The sequence below is a fragment of the Mesorhizobium sp. M0145 genome, from assembly GCF_040322355.1.
Classification (GTDB): Bacteria; Pseudomonadota; Alphaproteobacteria; order Rhizobiales; family Rhizobiaceae; genus Mesorhizobium.
On the sequence record NZ_JAMYTK010000048.1, the window covers coordinates 1 to 18,566 of the forward strand.

16 protein-coding genes and 1 pseudogene are annotated in these 18,566 nt (G+C 61.0%); all 17 read right to left on the minus strand.

Annotated elements, in window-relative coordinates:
- Positions 1-81: 81 nt before the first annotated feature.
- Positions 82-549, minus strand: coding sequence for an MBL fold metallo-hydrolase (locus NKJ28_RS32210; RefSeq protein WP_352638479.1), 468 nt, complete (start codon positions 547-549; stop codon positions 82-84).
- Positions 546-1,085: a transporter gene (locus NKJ28_RS32215; RefSeq protein WP_352638481.1), complete on the minus strand. Its 540-nt coding sequence runs from the start codon at positions 1,083-1,085 to the stop codon at positions 546-548. The genes NKJ28_RS32210 and NKJ28_RS32215 overlap by 4 nt, the downstream gene beginning before the upstream one ends.
- Positions 1,086-1,119: 34 nt before the next feature.
- Complete coding sequence (locus tag NKJ28_RS32220; RefSeq protein ID WP_352638482.1) at positions 1,120-2,649, minus strand: FAD-dependent oxidoreductase; 1,530 nt, start codon at positions 2,647-2,649, stop codon at positions 1,120-1,122.
- A 306-nt stretch (positions 2,650-2,955) separates the two neighbouring features.
- Entirely contained in the window at positions 2,956-3,552 is a 597-nt protein-coding gene (locus tag NKJ28_RS32225; RefSeq protein ID WP_352638483.1) for a pyridoxamine 5'-phosphate oxidase family protein, read from the minus strand.
- A 284-nt stretch (positions 3,553-3,836) separates the two neighbouring features.
- Positions 3,837-4,310 carry a nuclear transport factor 2 family protein gene (locus NKJ28_RS32230; RefSeq protein WP_352638484.1) on the minus strand — a complete coding sequence of 158 codons (474 nt, stop codon included), beginning with the start codon at positions 4,308-4,310 and terminating at the stop codon, positions 3,837-3,839.
- 72 nt (positions 4,311-4,382) lie between these two features.
- Positions 4,383-5,132, minus strand: a complete 750-nt coding sequence (locus tag NKJ28_RS32235) for an SDR family NAD(P)-dependent oxidoreductase (protein ID WP_352638485.1) — start codon at positions 5,130-5,132, stop codon at positions 4,383-4,385.
- Positions 5,133-5,272: 140 nt separating this feature from the next.
- A complete protein-coding gene (locus NKJ28_RS32240) occupies positions 5,273-6,241 on the minus strand; it encodes an MBL fold metallo-hydrolase (RefSeq protein WP_352638486.1) in 969 nt (322 codons plus the stop codon).
- Positions 6,242-6,344: 103 nt separating this feature from the next.
- Positions 6,345-7,256: an alpha/beta fold hydrolase gene (locus NKJ28_RS32245; RefSeq protein ID WP_352638487.1), complete on the minus strand. Its 912-nt coding sequence runs from the start codon at positions 7,254-7,256 to the stop codon at positions 6,345-6,347.
- A 180-nt stretch (positions 7,257-7,436) separates the two neighbouring features.
- A complete protein-coding gene (locus NKJ28_RS33120; protein ID WP_502902251.1) occupies positions 7,437-7,610 on the minus strand; it encodes an alpha/beta fold hydrolase in 174 nt (57 codons plus the stop codon).
- The gene (locus tag NKJ28_RS32250) at positions 7,544-8,299 is read right to left on the minus strand and encodes an alpha/beta fold hydrolase (protein ID WP_502902249.1); all 756 of its coding nucleotides are present in this window, start codon (positions 8,297-8,299) and stop codon (positions 7,544-7,546) included. Before NKJ28_RS32250 ends, NKJ28_RS33120 begins: the two co-directional genes overlap by 67 nt.
- A gap of 25 nt (positions 8,300-8,324) precedes the next feature.
- Positions 8,325-9,149, minus strand: a complete 825-nt coding sequence (locus NKJ28_RS32255) for an alpha/beta fold hydrolase (protein WP_352638492.1) — start codon at positions 9,147-9,149, stop codon at positions 8,325-8,327.
- A 146-nt stretch (positions 9,150-9,295) separates the two neighbouring features.
- The gene (locus NKJ28_RS32260) at positions 9,296-10,276 is read right to left on the minus strand and encodes an alpha/beta fold hydrolase (RefSeq protein ID WP_352638488.1); all 981 of its coding nucleotides are present in this window, start codon (positions 10,274-10,276) and stop codon (positions 9,296-9,298) included.
- 83 nt (positions 10,277-10,359) lie between these two features.
- A complete protein-coding gene (locus tag NKJ28_RS32265; RefSeq protein WP_352638489.1) occupies positions 10,360-13,098 on the minus strand; it encodes an ATP-binding protein in 2,739 nt (912 codons plus the stop codon).
- A 343-nt stretch (positions 13,099-13,441) separates the two neighbouring features.
- Positions 13,442-13,918 (minus strand): annotated as a pseudogene (locus NKJ28_RS32270) (site-specific integrase).
- Between the two features lie 253 nt (positions 13,919-14,171).
- Positions 14,172-15,890, minus strand: coding sequence for an adenylate/guanylate cyclase domain-containing protein (locus NKJ28_RS32275; protein ID WP_352458791.1), 1,719 nt, complete (start codon positions 15,888-15,890; stop codon positions 14,172-14,174).
- Between the two features lie 378 nt (positions 15,891-16,268).
- Positions 16,269-18,011 carry an adenylate/guanylate cyclase domain-containing protein gene (locus NKJ28_RS32280; protein ID WP_352638490.1) on the minus strand — a complete coding sequence of 581 codons (1,743 nt, stop codon included), beginning with the start codon at positions 18,009-18,011 and terminating at the stop codon, positions 16,269-16,271.
- A 284-nt stretch (positions 18,012-18,295) separates the two neighbouring features.
- Positions 18,296-18,566: S-adenosylmethionine:tRNA ribosyltransferase-isomerase (locus tag NKJ28_RS32285; protein ID WP_352638491.1), on the minus strand; the 271-nt coding region annotated here is incomplete at its 5' end.

Genomic DNA, 18,566 nt, shown 5'->3' on the forward strand with positions numbered 1-18,566 from the left:
CTCGTTGAAACGATCGAGGCAACCGAATGCAACAACTACTTCGCAAACGCCGGCTACGCTTCCATCAAAACGTGAAAGGCTCTAGTAGGTGGCATTAGGGAAGCGCGGCTTGCAGGCCGCTCCCAACATCCCCCAGAGATGATCGGGATGTGCATGCGTCAGCAAAACCTTGGTGACAGCCCCGGGATCGTGTCCCGCGGCCGAAAGCGCATTCTTAAGCTGCCCTTCCGTCGGCTGGAATTTGCCGCCTCCACCAAGATCGACGAGGAAAAGGTCTTTTTCTGTCTGGATGAGCGGGATGTTGCATTTGGCCTCAACAACGCCTGCGCTTCCACCCAGCCTCGCCTCGATTTCAGTCCATTCGGCAGGCGTCGCATCAGGCGCTACGATCTCCGCGGGTAAAGCGAAATGTCCGTCGCTCAGGACCGTGACGTGGAAGTCGCCATGCTGGATCTGATGCGGCGGGGCGGATCGGGCAGGTCGCGGCAACATGGCGCTGCTGACAAGTCCCGCTGCACCGCTAGGAAAACTGCGTCTGTGGAGCGTCATGGGAGAGTCCTCTCTTTCTCAGATAGCCTCGGAACCGAAGCCAAGAGCGCATGAACGGCCCGCGACGGCGGCCAATCGCCGTCGCCGATTATAAGCAGGCCGCCACCCGTGCCTTTCGGTTGGATGTCGAACAGGCTTGGGAGGACTGCAACCGGTTTGCCGGCCTGAAGAAATCGACCGATCAGCGACCCCGCGAAGCCGTCATCGTTGCTGCTCCAGATGGGGCCCGGCAAACCGACGCAGAAGCCACCATGAAAATCCTCGATGAAGACTTGGCCAAACGTAAGCGTGTTTGCGAGATCATCGCGAGCATGCCGGTCGCTTCGAAACCGCGCCGCCAGTTCGCTGCCTTCCCCGCCGGGTCGTTTGGGCCGCGTTGGCCAGGGATAGCCTCCTGATACCGACGCAACCAGCATTTCAGCGCCCGCATCCAGAAGCGCGTAGTAGACGGCAAGGAACCGAGAGAACTCAACACAACCGTCGCCGGACGCGGGACTGAGCATGACAGCAATGCGAATTGGCGCTTCCGGAGACACGTTGCTTTACTCCACCCGTGAGCCTCGTGAACCGTCAACCTGCTGCGGCAGAGGTCTGCTCGACCGGCAAACGCGCCCCGATCCATGCCAGCACATCCGACATGACCGTTGCGCGGCCAAGATCGTTCAGCAGATCGTGAAAGTGGGAGGGATAGAACTTGAGCGTCTTGTCGGACGAGCCCACAATGTCGAAAAACAGTTGGCTGCCGGCCGGCTTCGTCGCCTTGTCCGCCGTGCCGTGCAGAATGAAGACCGGCAGCGCAATCAGGGGGGGAAATCGCGACTGTGCCTTGATGCGCTCGACCAGGTAGCGCGACATGCTGGCGTCGAGGCTGCCGCCACGCGCCAGCAGCGCCACCTTGCGCACGTGGCTGGCCAGGTAGACTGCCGCCTGTCCGGCCGAATTGCCGGCGCCGACCAATGCCACTTCCTGGCCCTGGCAAAGCCGTGCTTCGATCGGCGACGCCCCATAGTGCACGCACGATCCCTCGAACTGCGCCAGATTGGCGATATCGAGGCGGCGATATCGCGCGCCGCTGGCGATCACAACGGTGCTTGTCCGCACGGTCTCGCCGTCGCCGACATCAAGCGTGTAACGTGCACCGTCGGTTCCGGCGCTCAGTAGCTTCGCCTCGTCCGGTATCACCATTTCGACACCGAATTTTTGCGCCTGATTGTAGGCACGCGCCATCAGCGCCATACCCGAAATGCCGGTTGGGAAGCCGAGATAGTTCTCGATGCGCGAGGAGGCGCCGGCCTGCCCGCCGAAAGCCCGGCAATCGAGCACGATCGTCGACAGCCCTTCGGAAGCCGCATAGACCGCAGCAGCCAACCCCGCCGGTCCGGCGCCGACGATGGCGAAGTCGTACAGTTTGTCGGCATCGATCGGCCGCAACAGGCCGATGCAGCGGGCGAGGTCCTTCTCGCTCGGGTTCATCAGCAGCTGGCCGTTCGGACACAGCACGATCGGCAGATGGTGAGGGTCGACCTCGAAGCGCTCGACCAGGGTTTTCGCGCAAGGATCGCTGCCGGAATCAAGCACGCGGAGCGGCTGGCCGCTGCGGGCCAGGAAACCCTGCAGCCGCAATACATCACTATTGTCGACGGGTCCGATGATGATTGGTCCGCTGGTGGCGCTTTCCAGCAGCCCGACACGGCGCAGGATCAGCGCCCGCATGATGCGCTCGCCGAGATTGGCCTCCTGCACCATCAGGTCGCGCAGCCGCTGCGAGGCGATGACGAACGCCTCCACGGGCTCGGCCGCCTCGGCATTGACCAGCGACGGGCGAGCCGAAAGCTGCGCCAGTTCGCCTACGAAGCTGCCTGGACCATGCGTGACGATCGTTTCACGCCGGCCGAGCCGGCCATCCTGGGTGATCTCCACTCTACCCGACAGGACGACGATCAAGCCGGGCGCCACATCGCCGGCCGTGACGATGTGTTCGCGGGCGGCATAGGCGCTGGTCTCGCCGAACCGGCGCATGCAATCGATGTCGGCCTCAGCCAGCGTGGGAAAAGCCTGATCGTGACGCGCACCGAAGATCCGGTTGGTGGTTTGAGACATGATTTCGAACCTATCGCCGACATCGCTCAGATCGAACCGGTCTCTGAGCGCTGCTCCAATCGGAAAGTGCCGTAACCTTCTTCCTCGTTATCCACGGCTGTCGGCTCGATGACGATCTCGACGAGCTTTTCTTGCCGCGCAGATAAGTGGGTACGCGGTAGTGGCCCATCGGAAAGCGGGTAAGAATGCGGACTGCGCCGCCAGGGCTGAAGTTGGGCGCCTCGCCGGCGGCTAGAACTACGCCAAAGATCGGCGCTTCCGACGTCTGGGAATTGTCCTGCATCCGTCCACTCCTCAATGGGTTCGCTACGATGCCGGTCCGCAATTCTTGGCATTGCCCTCCCGGTGAGCCGCGAAAGCCGCCGCAATCTCGTTTTCGGTAAAGCGGGGCGCTATGTGTTGCGGGCAGTTCCAGTCGAAGGCCTCGACCTTGATGAGCATCACTCGTTCGACCACTGCAGCATAATCCGCGATTGTCAGTCTTGCCGTGAGCGCCGGATCATCTCGGGTACCGATGACATGCATTCGACCGAAGATCTTGAGACGGCGCCTGTTCGGATAGTCCATCAGGAACAGCGAAATACGGTCGTCCTCGGCGACGTTGCCGGCAGTAATGTACTGCCGGTTGCCCCGGAAATCCGCAAAGCCCAGAGTCTGTCCGTCAAGAACCTTCAGGAATCCAGCCGGCCCACCACGGAACTGCACGTAGGGCCATCCGATCTCGGAGACCGAAGCGATGTAGAAGCTGTCGCGCTCGGCGACAAACTTGATCTCATCTGGCCCAAGCTGGCCGTTAATATCGGAGCCGGCTTCACGGCGGGCATAACCGCTGCGGCTGCCCATCGTTTGCTGCACGGACTTCACTGCGTCAGTGAACGCGATTTCGGCGAATTTGTGGGCCATTCATTGCTCCCTGCGAGCCGCTAGATGGTTGGCTAGATGGCACGAGAACCCGGACGATCTGGCAGATCCGTGGTTCCAACTTCGAGATTTCCGCGCTTCCCGGAAGAGCGAAAGGGCGGTGGCGTCGTCACGCACTGGTTGCCGACCGGGACGGAAAGGTCGGCCCGTTGCCGAGTCCGGTCTTCTGGCCGATGGTGGCTCGCGCCTTCGAAGCCATGTTCGAGGAAGATCTCGGCAAGGACCGGAATGACGTCCGGACGTACGGTGATGGTCTTAGGCGCAGATTACAATCCTAACTCCGACAGGCCCGGATAATCGGCCGGACGTGGTCCGGAGCGGTCCCACAAGAATTTGCATTCTGATTCCTGAATTGGCAAATCATTGATGCAGGCAAAGCGTTTTTGCATCAGGCCGTTTTCATCGAATTCCCAATTTTCATTGCCATAGGCGCGGAACCAGTTGCCCGAATCGTCGTGATATTCATAGGCGAAGCGAACGGCGATGCGATTGTCCGTGAAGGCCCAAAGTTCCTTGATCAGCCGATAATCCAGTTCACGCACCCACTTGCCGGCCAGGAAGGCGACGATAGCCTCGCGTCCCTGCACAAAAGTCGACCGATTGCGCCAATAGCTTTCAACAGTATAGGCGAGCGACACGCGTTCGGGATTGCAGCTGTTCCAGCCATCTTCTGCACCGCGAACCTTCTGGATGGCGGATTCGCGGGTGAATGGCGGCAGCGGCGGGCGTTGTTCAGGCATGATCTTTCTCCTTTCAGTCTGTGTTTCGATTGGTAAGCGGTTGGTCACGGTCCCAACGACGTAACCTGAAACTTAGATCTGCGCGGAGCCGCCATCGACAAACAGCTCGCTTCCCGTGACGAAGCTGCTGTCGCTGGAAGCAAGGAAGAGGGCTGCGCTTGCGGTTTCGTCGGGGTCAGCGAGACGCCCTAACGGCGTTCTTGTCGACACGAACCGGATCATCTCATTGTGGGCCTCCTCGGATGGCGCGAGCTCGTGCCAGCCGGGAGTAGAGGTGGCGCCAGGGACAAGTATATTGACGCGAATCCCTCGGCCGGCCAGATCAAGAATCCAACTGCGCGCGAAGTTGCGGATTGCTGCCTTGCTGGCGCCGTAGACGCTGAACCCAGGCGTGCCGGTCGTCGCAGCGGTCGATCCGGTAAGGATGATCGAGCTATTGTCCCTGAGAAGCGGCAGCGCCTTCTGGACTGTGAAGAGCGTGCCTTTTACGTTGACTCCAAAAGTTCTGTCGAAATGCTCTTCCGTAATAGCGCCGAGAGCGGAAAATTCCCCGCCACCTGCGTTGGCGAATAGAATGTCGATGGCGCCGGCTTCATCCTTCACGATCTCAAAAAGGCAGTCGAGATCGGCTAGGTTCGCTACGTCACCCTGAATGCCTCGCGAATTATTGCCAACTTCGTTGATCGCCGCATCGAGTTCCCTTTTGCGGCGGCCGGTCATGAATACACGGGCGCCTTCCGCCGCAAACCGTTTTGCCGCGGCCAAACCGATGCCACTCGTTGCGCCGGTGATCACTGCGACTTTTCCGTTGAGCTTGCCCATTACGAAATCTCCTGATCCAAGTTGGTCGCGACGGCGATGAATAGAGGCAGTGTGTGGTCCCAGCCTGCGGCTGGCGGCCGAACCTCATTGACGGCGCTCAGGTTTCAACTGAGCAGATCCATCGAATTGAGCTTTGGCGTTCACACCCCCTCGTAGACCAACCGGGTGAAAAAACCGGGGTCGATTACGAAGTTGCCCCACTTGCCGTCGAACGCAGCGGTAGGTTTAGCCGTCACGGTTTCGTCGCGCGTTCGTCCTTGCCGCTTCAGCTTCGCGACATTCTCCCGGATCGCGACCAGCATGTCGCGAAAGTCTTGGAGCTCCGCTCGGTTGCTGACCGGATGGCCGTGACCCGGAATGATGATCGTCTTGCCGGTTGTCGCGGCGAGATTAGCGTCGGACGCAGCAATCATTCCATCGATGCTGCCGCCCGTCGAATAGTCGATGAAAGGATAAATGCCGTTCCAATAGGTATCACCGACATGGACGATATCTGCTTCGCCAAACGTGACGGAGATGTCGCTGTCGGTGTGCGCCGGGCCGCAACGTTTCAGTGCGATTGACGCCCGATTGAGCTGCAGATCGCGCCTGTCGGCGAACACTTCGCTTGGTAGTCCATCCGGGAGCAATGGGAGGAAGTTATAGTCCCATTCCTCGACGCGCTGGGTCTGTGAGAGATATTTGCGGGTGTTTTCGTGAGCGATGATCTTCGCTCCGGCCGAGCCCAGCCATGCATTGCCGTCGGTGTGATCGAAATGCCAGTGCGTGTTAATCAAATGTGTGATCGGCTCGGGGCCGAGATTGGCGAGCGCCCTCGTCATTTGAGGGCGGGAAACGCCGATGCCGGCATCGACAAGCACCTTGCCGTCGGGTCCAGTGAGGACCGCGACGTTGCCGCCGGAACCCTCAAGCACACTCACGTTGCCACGCAATTTGTGGGTGCCTATGGGCGATACGGCGGCACCGTCCTTGATCAGGCTGACGATGCCGCGTGCCTCGGCAAATGCTTCGCGAGGTGTAAGCCAGCCGCCGGTTACAGCGCCGGCGGAAGCGGCCAGGCAGCACAGGCAAAAGCCGCGACGCGAAAGTAAATGCTGGCGGGCGTACATGATTGTTCATCCTTGATGTGCGTCATGTCGTGTTTGTGCGTTTTCGCGGCCATCCGCTGGCGGCCGTAACGCCGCCAGCGCTCAGATCGCGGCTGACGCCGGCTCAGTTAGTAGCCACCTTGCGGCCCAGGAAGTCCCGGATAAGCGGAACCATCTCGTCCAGCTTGTCTTCGAGCGCGAAATGCCCGGTATCCAGCAAATGAAGCTCGGCTCCTGGCAAATCACGAAGATATGGGCCGGCGCCATCGGCGGGGAAGATTTTGTCGTTCTTGCCCCAGACGATCAGCATCGGCGGCTTGCGCTCGCGGAAAAATGCCTGGAATTTCGGGTAGAGTGGAACGTTGCTGCCGTAGTCGTGGAAGAGATCGAGCTGAATGTCCTTGTTGCCGGGACGGTCGAGCAGCACCTGGTCATGTCCCCAATTGTCCGGGTCGATCCGGGAAACGTCGGCTACGCCGTCCGTGTATTGGAATTTCGTGATGGCAGGCGTGACAAGGAAACTCAGCGCCTTCCGATGCGCGGCCGAACCGTCCGCCCAATAGGCCTTGATTGGATCCCAGAATTCCTTCAGGCCCTCCTCGTAAGCGTTGCCGTTTTGCACGATCAAGGCGGTTACCCGTTCCGGATGTTTGAGCGCGAGCCGGTATCCGACCGGAGCGCCATAGTCCATGACGTACATCGCGTAGTCGTTCGCGCCGAGTCGCCCGAGCAAGCCATCCACCAGATCGGCGTAGTGAGCGAAGGTGTACGCGAATTTGGTGTGATCAGGTGCCGCGCTCTCGCCAAATCCCGGGTAGTCGGGCGCGATCACGTGATAGCGGTCGGCAAGCGCCGGGATCAGATTGCGGAACATGTGTGAAGAGGTCGGGAAGCCGTGAAGCAGAAGCACAACCGGCGCGTTCGCCGGCCCTGCCTCACGATAGAAAACGTCGACGCCACCGATCTTGACCGTGTGGTAGTGGGTGGTCGAGTCCACGGTCTCAGCCGCGGCACTTGCAGGGGCATTGACCATCATCGGCAGTGGGGTCGAAGAAAGCAGTGCAGCAGCAAACACCAGCGCGGTGCGGCGAGTATTGAAAGTGAACATTTGATCTCCTTTGTCCGGCGGCTGCCGGGATTGTTGAGGAAAGGCGCTACGCGGGCACGCGGTTGCCCGCGTAGCGCAGTCAACGGCCTGTGGGGAGGAGGCGGGGAGTCAGGCCGTTTGGCGTATGAAGGCGAGGAGCTCCGCGTTCACCTCGTCTTTGTGTGTCGTGCATAAACCGTGCGGTGCACCTTTGATCACCTTCAGTTTCGCATTCTTCACAAGCTTCGCCGACAGCAGCGCCGAATCCGCGATCGGGACGATCTGGTCGTCGTCTCCGTGCAGGACGAGCGTCGGTTGTCGATCTTTTTCAAATCCTCGGTGAGATCTGTCTCGGACTGGACTTGATGCCGAGATAGGATGCCGGGAAGCCGGCCATCATGCTCTGAAGCCAGAATGACGCGCGGAGTCCTTCCGATATCTTCGCGCCCGGCGGTTGTAGCCATAGAAGGAAAGACTAAGATCCTTCCAGAACTGCGAGCGATCCGCTTGCACGCTGGCGCGCACCTGGTCGAATGCTTCGATCGACGCGCCGAGGGGGGTTCGCTTCCGTCTTCAGCCGAAGCGGTGGTATCGCACTGATCAGTATAGCCTTTGCCACCCGCCCCGTGCCGTGCCGACCGACCGCCTGCGCTGTGTCCCAACAAGAAGACAGGCAGTCCCGGCTCGCGACGCTTAGCGAGTTGCACCAGCATCGACAGGTCGTCGACGTACTCGGCGACGTTCTCGATGAAGAATCGCTCGCCATCGGACTTTCCTCGACCGCACAGATCGAGAGCGTACTCGGCGTAGCCGCCGGCGACCATCTGCTCGGCGGCCCAGAAGTACTGGCCGCTGTGCGAGTTCACGCCGTGGCAGATCACCACGACCGCGCTCGCTCGGGATGAAGGCCGCCACGAGCGGACGAAGATCCGTAAGCCGTCGCTGCCTTTTAGATACTCCTCCGTCACCGGAGTTGTGATGGTTGAATTCACGGCAAGTCTCCGCTTTCGCTGCCAGCTAACCTTTGATGAAGGCGAGCAGGTCGGGGTTTACGATCTCGGGATGCGTAGCGCACAAGCCGTGCGGCAGACCCTCATAGGTCTTCAGCGTGCCACGCTTGAGCAGCTTGTCGGAAAGCGGCGCGGAATCGGCGTAAGGAACGATCTGGTCGTCATCGCCGTGCATGACCAGCACCGGAACGTCGATCTTCTTGAGATCCTCGGTGAAGTCTGTCTCGGAGAAGGCCTTGATGCAGTCGTAGTGCGCCTTCGCGCCGCCCATCATGCCCTGCCGCCACCAGTTCTCGATGAGACCCTGCGAAATCTTCGCGCCTGGGCGGTTGAAGCCGTAGAAGGGGCCGGAGGGAACGTCGATGTAGAATTGAGCGCGGTTCGCGACAAGCGCTGCTCTGAATCCGTCGAACACTTCGATCGGCAGGCCGCCTGGATTCTTCTCCGACTTCACCATGATTGGCGGCACCGCCCCGATGAGCACCGCCTTGGCAACCCGCCCCGGTTCGGCGCGCGCCACATAGTGCGCGACCTCGCCGCCGCCGGTCGAATGACCGATGTGGACGGCTTCCTTGAGGTCCAGCGCCTTGGCCAGCTCCGCGACATCGGCGGCATAGGTGTCCATCTCGTTTCCCGTGGCGGTCTGGGTCGAGCGGCCGTGGCCGCGGCGATCATGCGCAATGACACGGTAGCCATTTTCCAGGAAGAACAGCATCTGATTGTCCCAGTCGTCGGCGCTGAGCGGCCAGCCGTGATGGAAGACGATCGGCTGGCCCGCCCCCCAATCCTTGTAGAAGATCTCGGTGCCGTCCTTGGTGGTGATGAAGCCCATGGTCTGTTTTCCTTTTCTGGTTTGGGTGGCGGCTTCCGCCGAGAGCGCCTCGGTTGGGTTCGCCGGCAGTAGCGTCGCTGCGGCGCTGGCCATGCCTGCCGCAAGCACGTCGCGACGGGTGAAGGAAGCGGAGAATAGGAAGGCGCTCATGGCCGCGTCTCATCGCCCAAGAAGCGGATGACCTCATCGCCGAACTCACGCGGGTACTGAAACAGGAACGCGTGGCCGGAGTCCGGATAGATGATCAGTCGGGCATTCGGGATCGCCTGCGCCAGGGCGTAGGGTTGAAACGTCGGGATCATGACGTCTTCATTGCCGTTCGCCACCAGGACCGGCTGCTGGATCGAGCCAACTCGATTGAGGAGTGACGTTTCCGACTTGCCGACGTCGCTTCCGGCGGACAACATCGCCTTCCAAGTCTTTTCGTTCACAAACTTGGCAAACGCGTCCTTGCGCTCGCGCAGCCGGGCAAGATGAGCACGTCCAGCGGCCTGGCTGGTTGGCCTATCCTTGAAGAACAGGTAGAGAAAATCCTCATCGGTGTTGGTTGGTTTCGTAGCGACCTCGATCGCCTTGTCGCTCAAGTTTGCGCCTTCGACATAGCCCGCGCCGCTGCCGACAATAATCAGCTTACGCACCAGATCGGACCGCTGAAGCGTTAGTTCCTGAGCGACGAGGCCGCCGAATGAAAAGCCCAACAGGTCGACCTGCTTGAAACCTAACTGATCAATGAAGGCCCCGGCGTTCTTCGCGCAATCGCTCATGCGAGGAGAAGCTTCTCCCCCGGAGCGAGCCACGCCGACATTGTCGAATAGGATGACGTGTCGGCGCGCGGCGACGTGATCGAGGAATGCCGGGTCCCATTCGTCCATCGTTCCGCGAAAGCGGTTGAGGAGAATCAAAGGTGTTCCGGAGGGTACGCCGATCGAGCGGTATGCATAGGCGATGCCGCCAACATCGAGCGTCTGCGTCTCCACGCAAGCGGCGCCGCATGCCGCCGCCTGATTTTGCTGAACCGGAGTTGTTGGCGTGGCCAGCACGGCAGTTGTCAGAACAGAGAGCAGTGCGGTGCTGGTCAGGCCGGCCACGACCGTTCGACGAAAGGAGGTAATGCGGGTTGAGTTCATCGCTCTGTTCCTTGGCATAGTGTGTGCTTCGTTCGGTGCCGAAACAGTCGCGCAGGAGAGCGGTGTAAACCAGTAAATCGATGCTAAACGGTGCTAACGTGCCTGTTTAGCGCGGCAAGACTGTCGGCTGAACGTCGCTCCAGGATTGTGGCTCCCTGATCACGGGCAATCGTCATCGCGCGCTCAAAGAGCGCCCGGGCGTCGGGCCGGCGCGAGGATTGCCCGGCCAAGATCGCGCCCTTCTGGCGAATCAGCTCAGCGCAATACCAAGCCTCGCCGCTAACTTGACATCGCGACAGTGCGCCATCCAGCAAAGCCATGGCTTCCGGTTCCCGGCCAAGCCTCGTCAACCCGGAGGCGAGGATTGACTGGAAGACGGTTTGATAGAGATAGAATCCCGCGCGATCCAACCGGTCGAGAGCTTCGCGAACGAGGGTGACGCCTGTCGCCGCCTCGCCACTCCGGATCAGGATGTCGCCCTCGAAGCACTCCGCATAGGCATGCCAGACATCGAGCGCATGATCTCTCGTGCGTCGATGCAGCATTTCGGTGTAGCGTTCGGCGCGTGCCAGATCACCCGCCATCAGCGATACCGGACAGGCCGCGTCCGACAGCGCGTGGCAAAGCGTGAGATTGTGGCCTGCGGCAATCGCTGTTTCGATAAGGTCGTCTATCTCGCGCAGAGCTTCGTCTGTCTTACCGCGAAGCCACAGCACACGCGCCAACGTAATGCGAGCGGTAATGCGCTGCTCATATTGAAAGCGCGCAAGGTGTGCTCTGTTAGCCGGCGCTTCATAGGCGGCCAACATGCGCCGCACATGGTCCTCCGCACCGGCCTGGTCGCCAAGCAGGTGCAGCGACCTGGCCTTCATCCTCTCGCCGATAAGCCGATCGGCGTCGTCGGTCGACCGCTCCGACAGTATGCGAAAGGCTTCGGCCATCTCGAGCCCGGCGCGGGGTTCGCCGCTGTTGGTTCGATCCACCCAGAGTGCCCAGAGGGCACGCAACTGGAAGTCCACGTCGTCAACTTTGCGGGCGATCTCGAGCGCGCGCGTCCACGCCTCAGCGCCGCTGGGTCGGCCCGAAATCGCGCGCATGTGCGGAAAACCCAATGCCGCATGCAGCTGCATCAGGCTCCGTTTGTCGGCCTCCGGCTGCTTTTCAAGCCAGTCCAGCGCTTGCTGGACACGCGACAGGCATTCGTCGACGAGCGACAGCTGATACCACAATGGGATCGCCGCGACGGTCATCGCAACGCCCATCGCGCTCTCGCCTGCTGGCGAAAAGCACCAGTCGAGAGCCGCGCGCAGATTGCCGATGTCGCGGCTGTAGATTTCCGGGGATACCGGCTCCTGCGCGACCTGCCACTGTCGCGCGGCATCGTCGAAATGGGTGCGGTAGTGGGTCGCATGCCTGTATGACGCCTCGTTCTCGAAGCCGGATGCCGAAAGCTTCTTCGCCGCATAGGCGCGCGTCATGTCGAGCAGGCGGTAGCGGATGGGATGGGCGCTGCGATCGGCGACCACCAACGATTTCGCGATGAGGTCAACGATACTGCCTTCCACATCGATCGCCCCTTCGCCCGATACAACGGCGCGCGCCGCTTCGAGCGTGAATTCCTGGTTGAACAGCGAAAGCTGGGCAAGGACGAACTGTTGTGTCGACGAGAGCAGCGTATAGCTCCAGTCCAACGTCGCGCGCAGCGTCTGGTGGCGTGGAAGCGCCGTGCGCCGTCCGCGCGTCAGGATGTCGAAATTGTTCCGCAACGATTGCGCGACGCCTGCAATGCCCAAGGTGTCCACACGCCCGGCGGCCAGCTCGATGGCAAGCACGATGCCGTCGAGCCGTCGGCAAATCTCGCCCACGACCGGCGCTTCGGCGTTGCTCAGGAAATAGCCGCCGACGCTAGCCGAAACGCGTTCGACGAAAAGCTGGACTGCCGGAAAACGCAGCGCAGCCGGGCCGTCGAGCGCTTCGTTGGTGCCTGGACAGTCCAGGGGTAGCAGGCGAAGAACCCATTCGGCTGGGATACGAAGCGGTTCCCTGCTGGTCGCAAGGATGGTCAACTGCTGCGTCTCGGCGATCAGGGTTTCCGCGACCACCGCAACCTCGTCGATCAGATGTTCGCAACAATCCAGGATGAGCAGCATCGAGCGGTGGTTGAGCTGTCTGGCAAGCTCGGCAAGAGGATCAGACGACGAGAGCACACAGCCTGCCTTGGCGGCAATCGACGCGGTGAGCAGTGCTCCGTTCGAAATCCCAGCGAGATCCACAAATGCGGTCCCGCCCGGATAGTGGTCTTTGAGACGGTCCGCAAGCGCGATTGCCACCGTCGTCTTTCCTATACCACCTGGTCCTACGAGGGTAAGCAGCCTTTGCTCCGGCAGCTGTCGCTCCAGCAGATCAAGAACCGCCTCCCTGCCGATAACTCGGTTGGCAAGACGGGGCACCGACGGCTTGCCGCCAAAGGCCGGCTGCCCCTCTAGACTGACAGGGGACGTCTTATGAGAAACCGCGGCCACAAAGCTGTAGCCCCGGCCGGGGATGTTGGAGATGTATTGCGGAGCGTCGCTGCTTTCGCCGAGGATCTTGCGGAGCGATGCGATGTGGACGCGCAGGTTGTTTTCTTCGACGAACGTGTTCCGCCAGACCAGCGAGACGAATTCATCCTTAGAGATGACTTCGCCGGGCCGCGACGCCAGGACGATGAGGATGTCCAGCGCACGGCTGCCGATCTTCAATCTTTGATCGCCCTGCAGTAGCAAGCGCTCGGCGGGCACCAGCGTAAACGACCCGAAGGAGAGTGCGGCGCTCGTCTTCAACTCAAAACTCAGATTGATGCCCGGATAATTTAGAATTCCATAATGCATAACGCGAGGAAACAGGCCAGCCTGTCGGACGCGCCCCCTTCGTTGAACTCCCGTCCGCGCGATTTAGAGCGATCGCTCAAAGCGGGGGTGACCGGATCGAGTCAGAATTTCCGATCCCGCCGGACGTCAGCTTTCGGGACGCTAGATAGCGCTTGGAATGTCCGGTTGGGATCAGGAACGCTGGTTGCGGTGAAGGTCGGTTATCGAGCAGCGAAATGGACTGATGAAGGGCGGCTCAGGGTCACAAAGCGACGCTTCCAGCCCGCGTCGCTCTGTCCGTTGTCGCAGGTTCATTTCACAGGTCGATCTGTTCAGAGATCGCCAAAGCGTCGTCCACTTCGATGCCGAGATAGCGGACCGTGCTCTCGCATGGCCCAGGAGCAGTTGCACCGCGCGAATGTTTCCCGTCTTCGTGTAGATCTGCGCGGCTTTGGTACGCCTCATCGAATGAGTTCGGTATCGCTTGGGATCGAGCCCGACGCTGGGCGCTGATGGCAGCTCGAGTCTGCTCCGTGATCTCGAATTGTACTGGTCGTCCCGTCTTGCGGTGGACGATTACCGCCCGGTCGCGAAACGTGCCGGATAGCGCCACGTCGCCGACCGTGATCGTGACGAGGTCACAGCATCGAAGTTTGCTGTCTATGGCAAAATTGACCAGTGCCAGATCACGTGCCGCGCCTGACACCTGCAGTCGTGTTCTAATGCTCCAGACCTCGCACGGCTTGAGAGGAGGCTTCTGACCGACAATGTGGCCACTGTTCCAGTTGGGCATGGTTCTTCTCCATGCCGCCCTCCGCAGCCGCAGCGCTCGACGTGAGCCCGCGAATTCTAGCGTCTCACCTGGAAGCGCTACAAAGGATTCGGTTTGAAAGTTGTTGGTTGTCGGTGCCGATGAAGTGCACCTTCACAATGGGGCACAACCCGCCCTTAACGGACATTGATCGGAACCCACGGCCATCGCCCTCACAACCAAAACGAGCCTATGTCTGACGAGAGCAAGTAGGCGATCCAAAGCGATACGCCCTTTAGTCGGGAAGGCCAGCCTTGTGGTAGCCTTCGACGAAGCGCTGGAGCAATTCCTCGTCGTCGAATGGCTGCGATGTTGCCCAGTGCCTGATGCTGAAATGGGGATTGCTCATCATGAAGAATTCCGCCTCCTGATGGGCTTCATCCTGGCGCCCGAGCTGCGCGAGGGCTGCCGCTAGCATGCGCCGCGACGTGGTGCGGTAGGTTTCCGGCTTGCGTAAAGCCTCGACCGCGGATTGATAGTCGCCGAGCGCATAGTAGGCTTGGCCCGCCATCCAATAATACCACCCCGGTGGGCGCGGATTGAGCCGCAATGCCCGCTTCACGAATTCGACGCCTTTGACCGCGTCGCCCCTCAAGGTGATGAGATCCGAGCGCATCGCCCAGGCATCGGCATGATTGGGATCGAGCTTGAAGGTCGCCTCGAACTCAGCATCCGATTCCGCGAAACGCCGTTCGTGACCAAGTATGATGCCCAGCACCCAGCGGTTCCCGGCATCGTTAGGGTCGAGCGCCACTGCCCGCTGCGCTTCCGCGAGCGAGCGAGGCTGGTTGGCTTCCTTCGGCTCATCCCAGAACAGCCAGCCGAGCCAAAGATTGAGGGCCAGCCAGCTATGTGCTTCGGCATAGTCGGGATCGAGACCAATCGCCTTTTCCAGGAGCATGCGCGCTTCCCGCGCGCCTAACCCGGTCTGAAAACTGACGCCGCGGGCTTGCACGCAGAGGTCATAGGCTTCGAGACTCGTCGGCCGTTTGCGCGCCGGCCGTCCGGCCAATCGGCCGACTAGGGCTTCGACGATCTTGGCCGTGACCTCATCCTGCACTGCAAAGATGTCCTCGAGGCTGCTGTCATAGCGCTCGGCCCAGATATGATCGCCGCCGATTGCGTCGATCAGCTGCGCATTAACGCGCACGCGCCCCGCGGCGCGCCGGGCGCTGCCTTCAACCACATAGCGCACCCCAAGATCACGCGCGGCCAAACGCACATCGACCGACCGCCCCTTGTAAGCAAAGGTCGAGTTGCGCGCGATAACGAAGAGGCCGGCGCAGCGAGATAGGTCGGTGATCAGGTCTTCGGTCAAGCCGTCGACAAAGGTTTCCTGCTCCGGATCGTTGCTCATGTTAGTGAAAGGCAAAACCGCGATCGAGGGCTTGTCGGGCAATTCCAGCGATGCCAGTCGGCCGACCGGAGCGGCTCTCGGAAGCTGCAGGTTTACGCGATAGCAGTATATCGGCTCGGCTATATTCTTCACCCGCTGCTCGCCCATAGGCTCGAACGCAAACGCCAGCTTCTGCCTGACTTCCTTGGACACCTTCTCTGAAACGCAGATGCCACTGGGCTCGGCGAGTTGCTGGAGGCGCGAGGCCACGTTCACGCCCTCGCCATAGCGATCGTCCCCTTCGACGATCACTTCTCCAAGGTTGATTCCGATCCTGACTTCGAAGCGCTGGTCTTCGGCGACGCTCGCGTTACGCTCCGCCATGCCGCGTTGAAGCGTGACCGCGCATTCGACCGCATCCACCACGCTGCCGAACTCCGCCAGCAGGCCGTCTCCCATAAGCTTGAAGATTCGCCCGTGTCGTGTTGCGATTTCCGGCTCGAACAGCTCTTTGCGGCCACGTTTTAGCCGGTCGAAGGTGCCCGCTTCATCCGCCTCCATGAGCGCCGAGTACCCGACAACATCGATGGCAAGGATGGCAGCGAGCTTCCGCTCCATGTTGGGCCTCAGTTAGGATTCGCGACACGCAAGCCGCAGGTCAGAGGCGGGTAGGATCGGCGCCTCCGGCGTGCCCTTACCGGTCTTTGATACCACAGATCACGCCTCTTGAGACCATGGATCGCGCGACGCTCCGGCTCTCCTGCCGCAGCGGAATGCAATGTCGGTTATGGTCCGCTTCGCCGCATCCGGCACGATGAGCAGCCCGGCTGCACGATTCAGAGGCTCGTCCCACAGGCGGGCCATTATCGTTTCGCCGCGCTCGGCACATTTTCTGCAGACGCCGCAACGATACGCCTAGCCGGTGCACCGACGGCGCGCCAGCCGCCGGCTTCATGGTTCTCGACAGCCCTTCCTGCCTGCGCTTGCTTCGCCCGGTCATTCCGGCAATCCCGCCTTTCGCAGGGCCGACGCCAGCATTTCCATGAGTTCTGGTCGGACGACGCTCATCCGCACGAATGCGCTGTTTGTCCAGCCCGGCGCGACCTCCAACAGCCGCGAGGCGGCTGCGCGTGCGGCATCCAGGCGGTCGAGATTGACATAGGCTGCGACGAGGCTGGCATAGAGGACGCTGAAGCCGGGCGCTACTTGGATCGCCAGCGTCGAATAGTTCACCGCGTCATCATACCGGCCAGTGAAGAGGTGGACCCAGGCCAGCGCCAGGTACGAATGATAGTTCAGGGGATCGAAAGGACTGAGGCGAAGTGCCTTGAACGCGTGATCGCACGCACGTTCATAGGTTTCGCTGTACATGTGCACCATCGCGCTGAAGCCGTATGCCAGAGCTAAGTTGCGGTTTAGCTTCAAAGCTCTATCGAGAGCGCTGATGGCCCGTGCGTAGTCATGGGTAATCGTGGCGTGAACGAACGCCCCCATCGACAGCGCCTGGGGATCGTCGGCGCCGATCGCCATTGCGATGTTGGCGTGCTTCAGCGCGGCAGCCCTGTCTTCGGGATGGAAGCCTCCGCGCAGGAAGCGCTGTTCGTATCCCCAGGCCGCATAGCCATGTGCGGAAGCGTAGTTCGGGTCGAGACTCAAGACCTCGTTCAGCAGGCGCAGGGCTTCGTTGGTATCGGCCGGCGTGTTGGCGTAGGCATGTGGCAAGGCGCGCAGGAAGAGATCATATGCGTCAAGGCTGTCCGGCCGCTTGCGGCGCGCTCGGTCGATCTCAGCGCGCCGCAGGGTGGGTTCAAGCGTCCCGACAATACTCTCGGTCAATCGGTCCTGCAGGTCGAACACGTCTTCCGCCGCGCCCTCGAACTTGTCTGCCCAAACATGGGTTGCATCTTTGCCCTCGATAAGCTGTGCGGTTATGCGCAGTCTGTCGGCAGCCCGCCGCACGCTCCCTTCCATCACGTAGCGGACGCCAAGCTCTCTTGCGACCTGCCGGATATCGAGCGTTCTGCCCTTGTAGGCGAAAGTGGAGTTCCGCGCGATGACGAACAGACCGGGTATCTTCGACAGGCCCGTGATGAGGTCCTCCACCAGCCCGTCCGTGAAATACTCCTGCTCGGGATCACCGCTCATGTTGGTGAAAGGCAGCACGGCGATGGACGGCTTGTTGGGCAACGAAGGCGATCTGAGCTGTTGCATGTCGGCGACGAACCGCTGGCGACGAACGCGATAGACCGGGAGCGGTTCAGCGATGTTCTTGACATGCTGCTCGCCCATCGATTCGAAGCCAAAGGGAAGCTTCCTTTCGACTTCGCGAGCAACTTTACCAGAGATGTAGATGCCGCCAGGCTCCGCTAGTTGCTGCAGGCGCGCTGCGATGTTGACGCCGTCGCCGTAGCGATCCTCGCCCTCGACAATTACTTCGCCGAGATTGATGCCTATTCTCACCTCAATGCGATCGTTCGCGACGGAATCCGCGTTGCGCTCGACCAAGCTACTCTGCAGCGCCACCGCGCACTCGACCGCATCCACCACGCTGGAGAACTCGGCGAGCAGTCCGTCGCCCATGAGCTTGAATATGCGTCCGTGTCGTTCCGCTATTTTGGGCTCAAACAGTTCCGTGCGTATCGCTCTGAGACGCTCAAAGGTCCCTGCCTCGTCACTCTCCATGAGCGCCGAGTAGCCAACCACGTCAGCCGCCAGGATGGCTGCGAGCCTTCTCTCCAAGAATTCTCCTCAAGCAGACCAATCGGCCAAGGATAGCATACGACGGGTCGTGAATCTGGGAATAGTTCACCTGCGGGACGTGGCGTGGCACGGCGGCGATCTGCTCCTTCCGAAGGCCGACGCGGATGACCGACTGCCACCCAACCAAGCCGTTTGACGCGAGCTGGCAACTGCTGAGTAGGCGAAGTCCGCATCGCCTCGATCGCGCCAATTGCCGATCTTTCCGGCGCTTCTCCGAAGCTGACGTTCGCGGTGCGGCCGGAATGCCACCGAACCTGCCGACATCATAGCCACGCCTCGAGTAGAGGCTTCGTCTGGAGCCCCTCGCCCCGATTTTGTTCGCGCGATAGAAGCGGCGGTTGGCGATTGAGCAGCATGGAATCGCCGAATTCATGCGCGCGGTATCGATACGCGGTGAAGGCTGCGGAGGCCTTGGCGAGCAGAGCATCGTCGGCAAAGGCGCGCAGCAACTCGAAATGGCTTTCGCCGGGCTGGTGGACGCCTGTGAGAATCGCATCGACCACGCGAAGCCGCGTGCCCCGCGCGATGCGCCCT

Bases quoted from the DNA above. Each gene is read 5' to 3' on its own strand.
- NKJ28_RS32230 (WP_352638484.1), bottom strand. From the start codon at position 4,310: ATGCCTGAACAACGCCCGCCGCTGCCGCCATTCACCCGCGAATCCGCC.
- NKJ28_RS32220 (WP_352638482.1), bottom strand. From the start codon at position 2,649: ATGTCTCAAACCACCAACCGGATCTTCGGTGCGCGTCACGATCAGGCT.
- NKJ28_RS32245 (WP_352638487.1), bottom strand. From the start codon at position 7,256: ATGATGGTCAATGCCCCTGCAAGTGCCGCGGCTGAGACCGTGGACTCG.
- NKJ28_RS32210 (WP_352638479.1), bottom strand. From the start codon at position 549: ATGACGCTCCACAGACGCAGTTTTCCTAGCGGTGCAGCGGGACTTGTC.
- NKJ28_RS32275 (WP_352458791.1), bottom strand. From the start codon at position 15,890: ATGGAGCGGAAGCTCGCTGCCATCCTTGCCATCGATGTTGTCGGGTAC.
- NKJ28_RS32225 (WP_352638483.1), bottom strand. From the start codon at position 3,552: ATGGCCCACAAATTCGCCGAAATCGCGTTCACTGACGCAGTGAAGTCC.
- NKJ28_RS32235 (WP_352638485.1), bottom strand. From the start codon at position 5,132: ATGGGCAAGCTCAACGGAAAAGTCGCAGTGATCACCGGCGCAACGAGT.
- NKJ28_RS32255 (WP_352638492.1), bottom strand. From the start codon at position 9,149: ATGGGCTTCATCACCACCAAGGACGGCACCGAGATCTTCTACAAGGAT.
- NKJ28_RS32260 (WP_352638488.1), bottom strand. From the start codon at position 10,276: ATGAACTCAACCCGCATTACCTCCTTTCGTCGAACGGTCGTGGCCGGC.
- NKJ28_RS32240 (WP_352638486.1), bottom strand. From the start codon at position 6,241: ATGTACGCCCGCCAGCATTTACTTTCGCGTCGCGGCTTTTGCCTGTGC.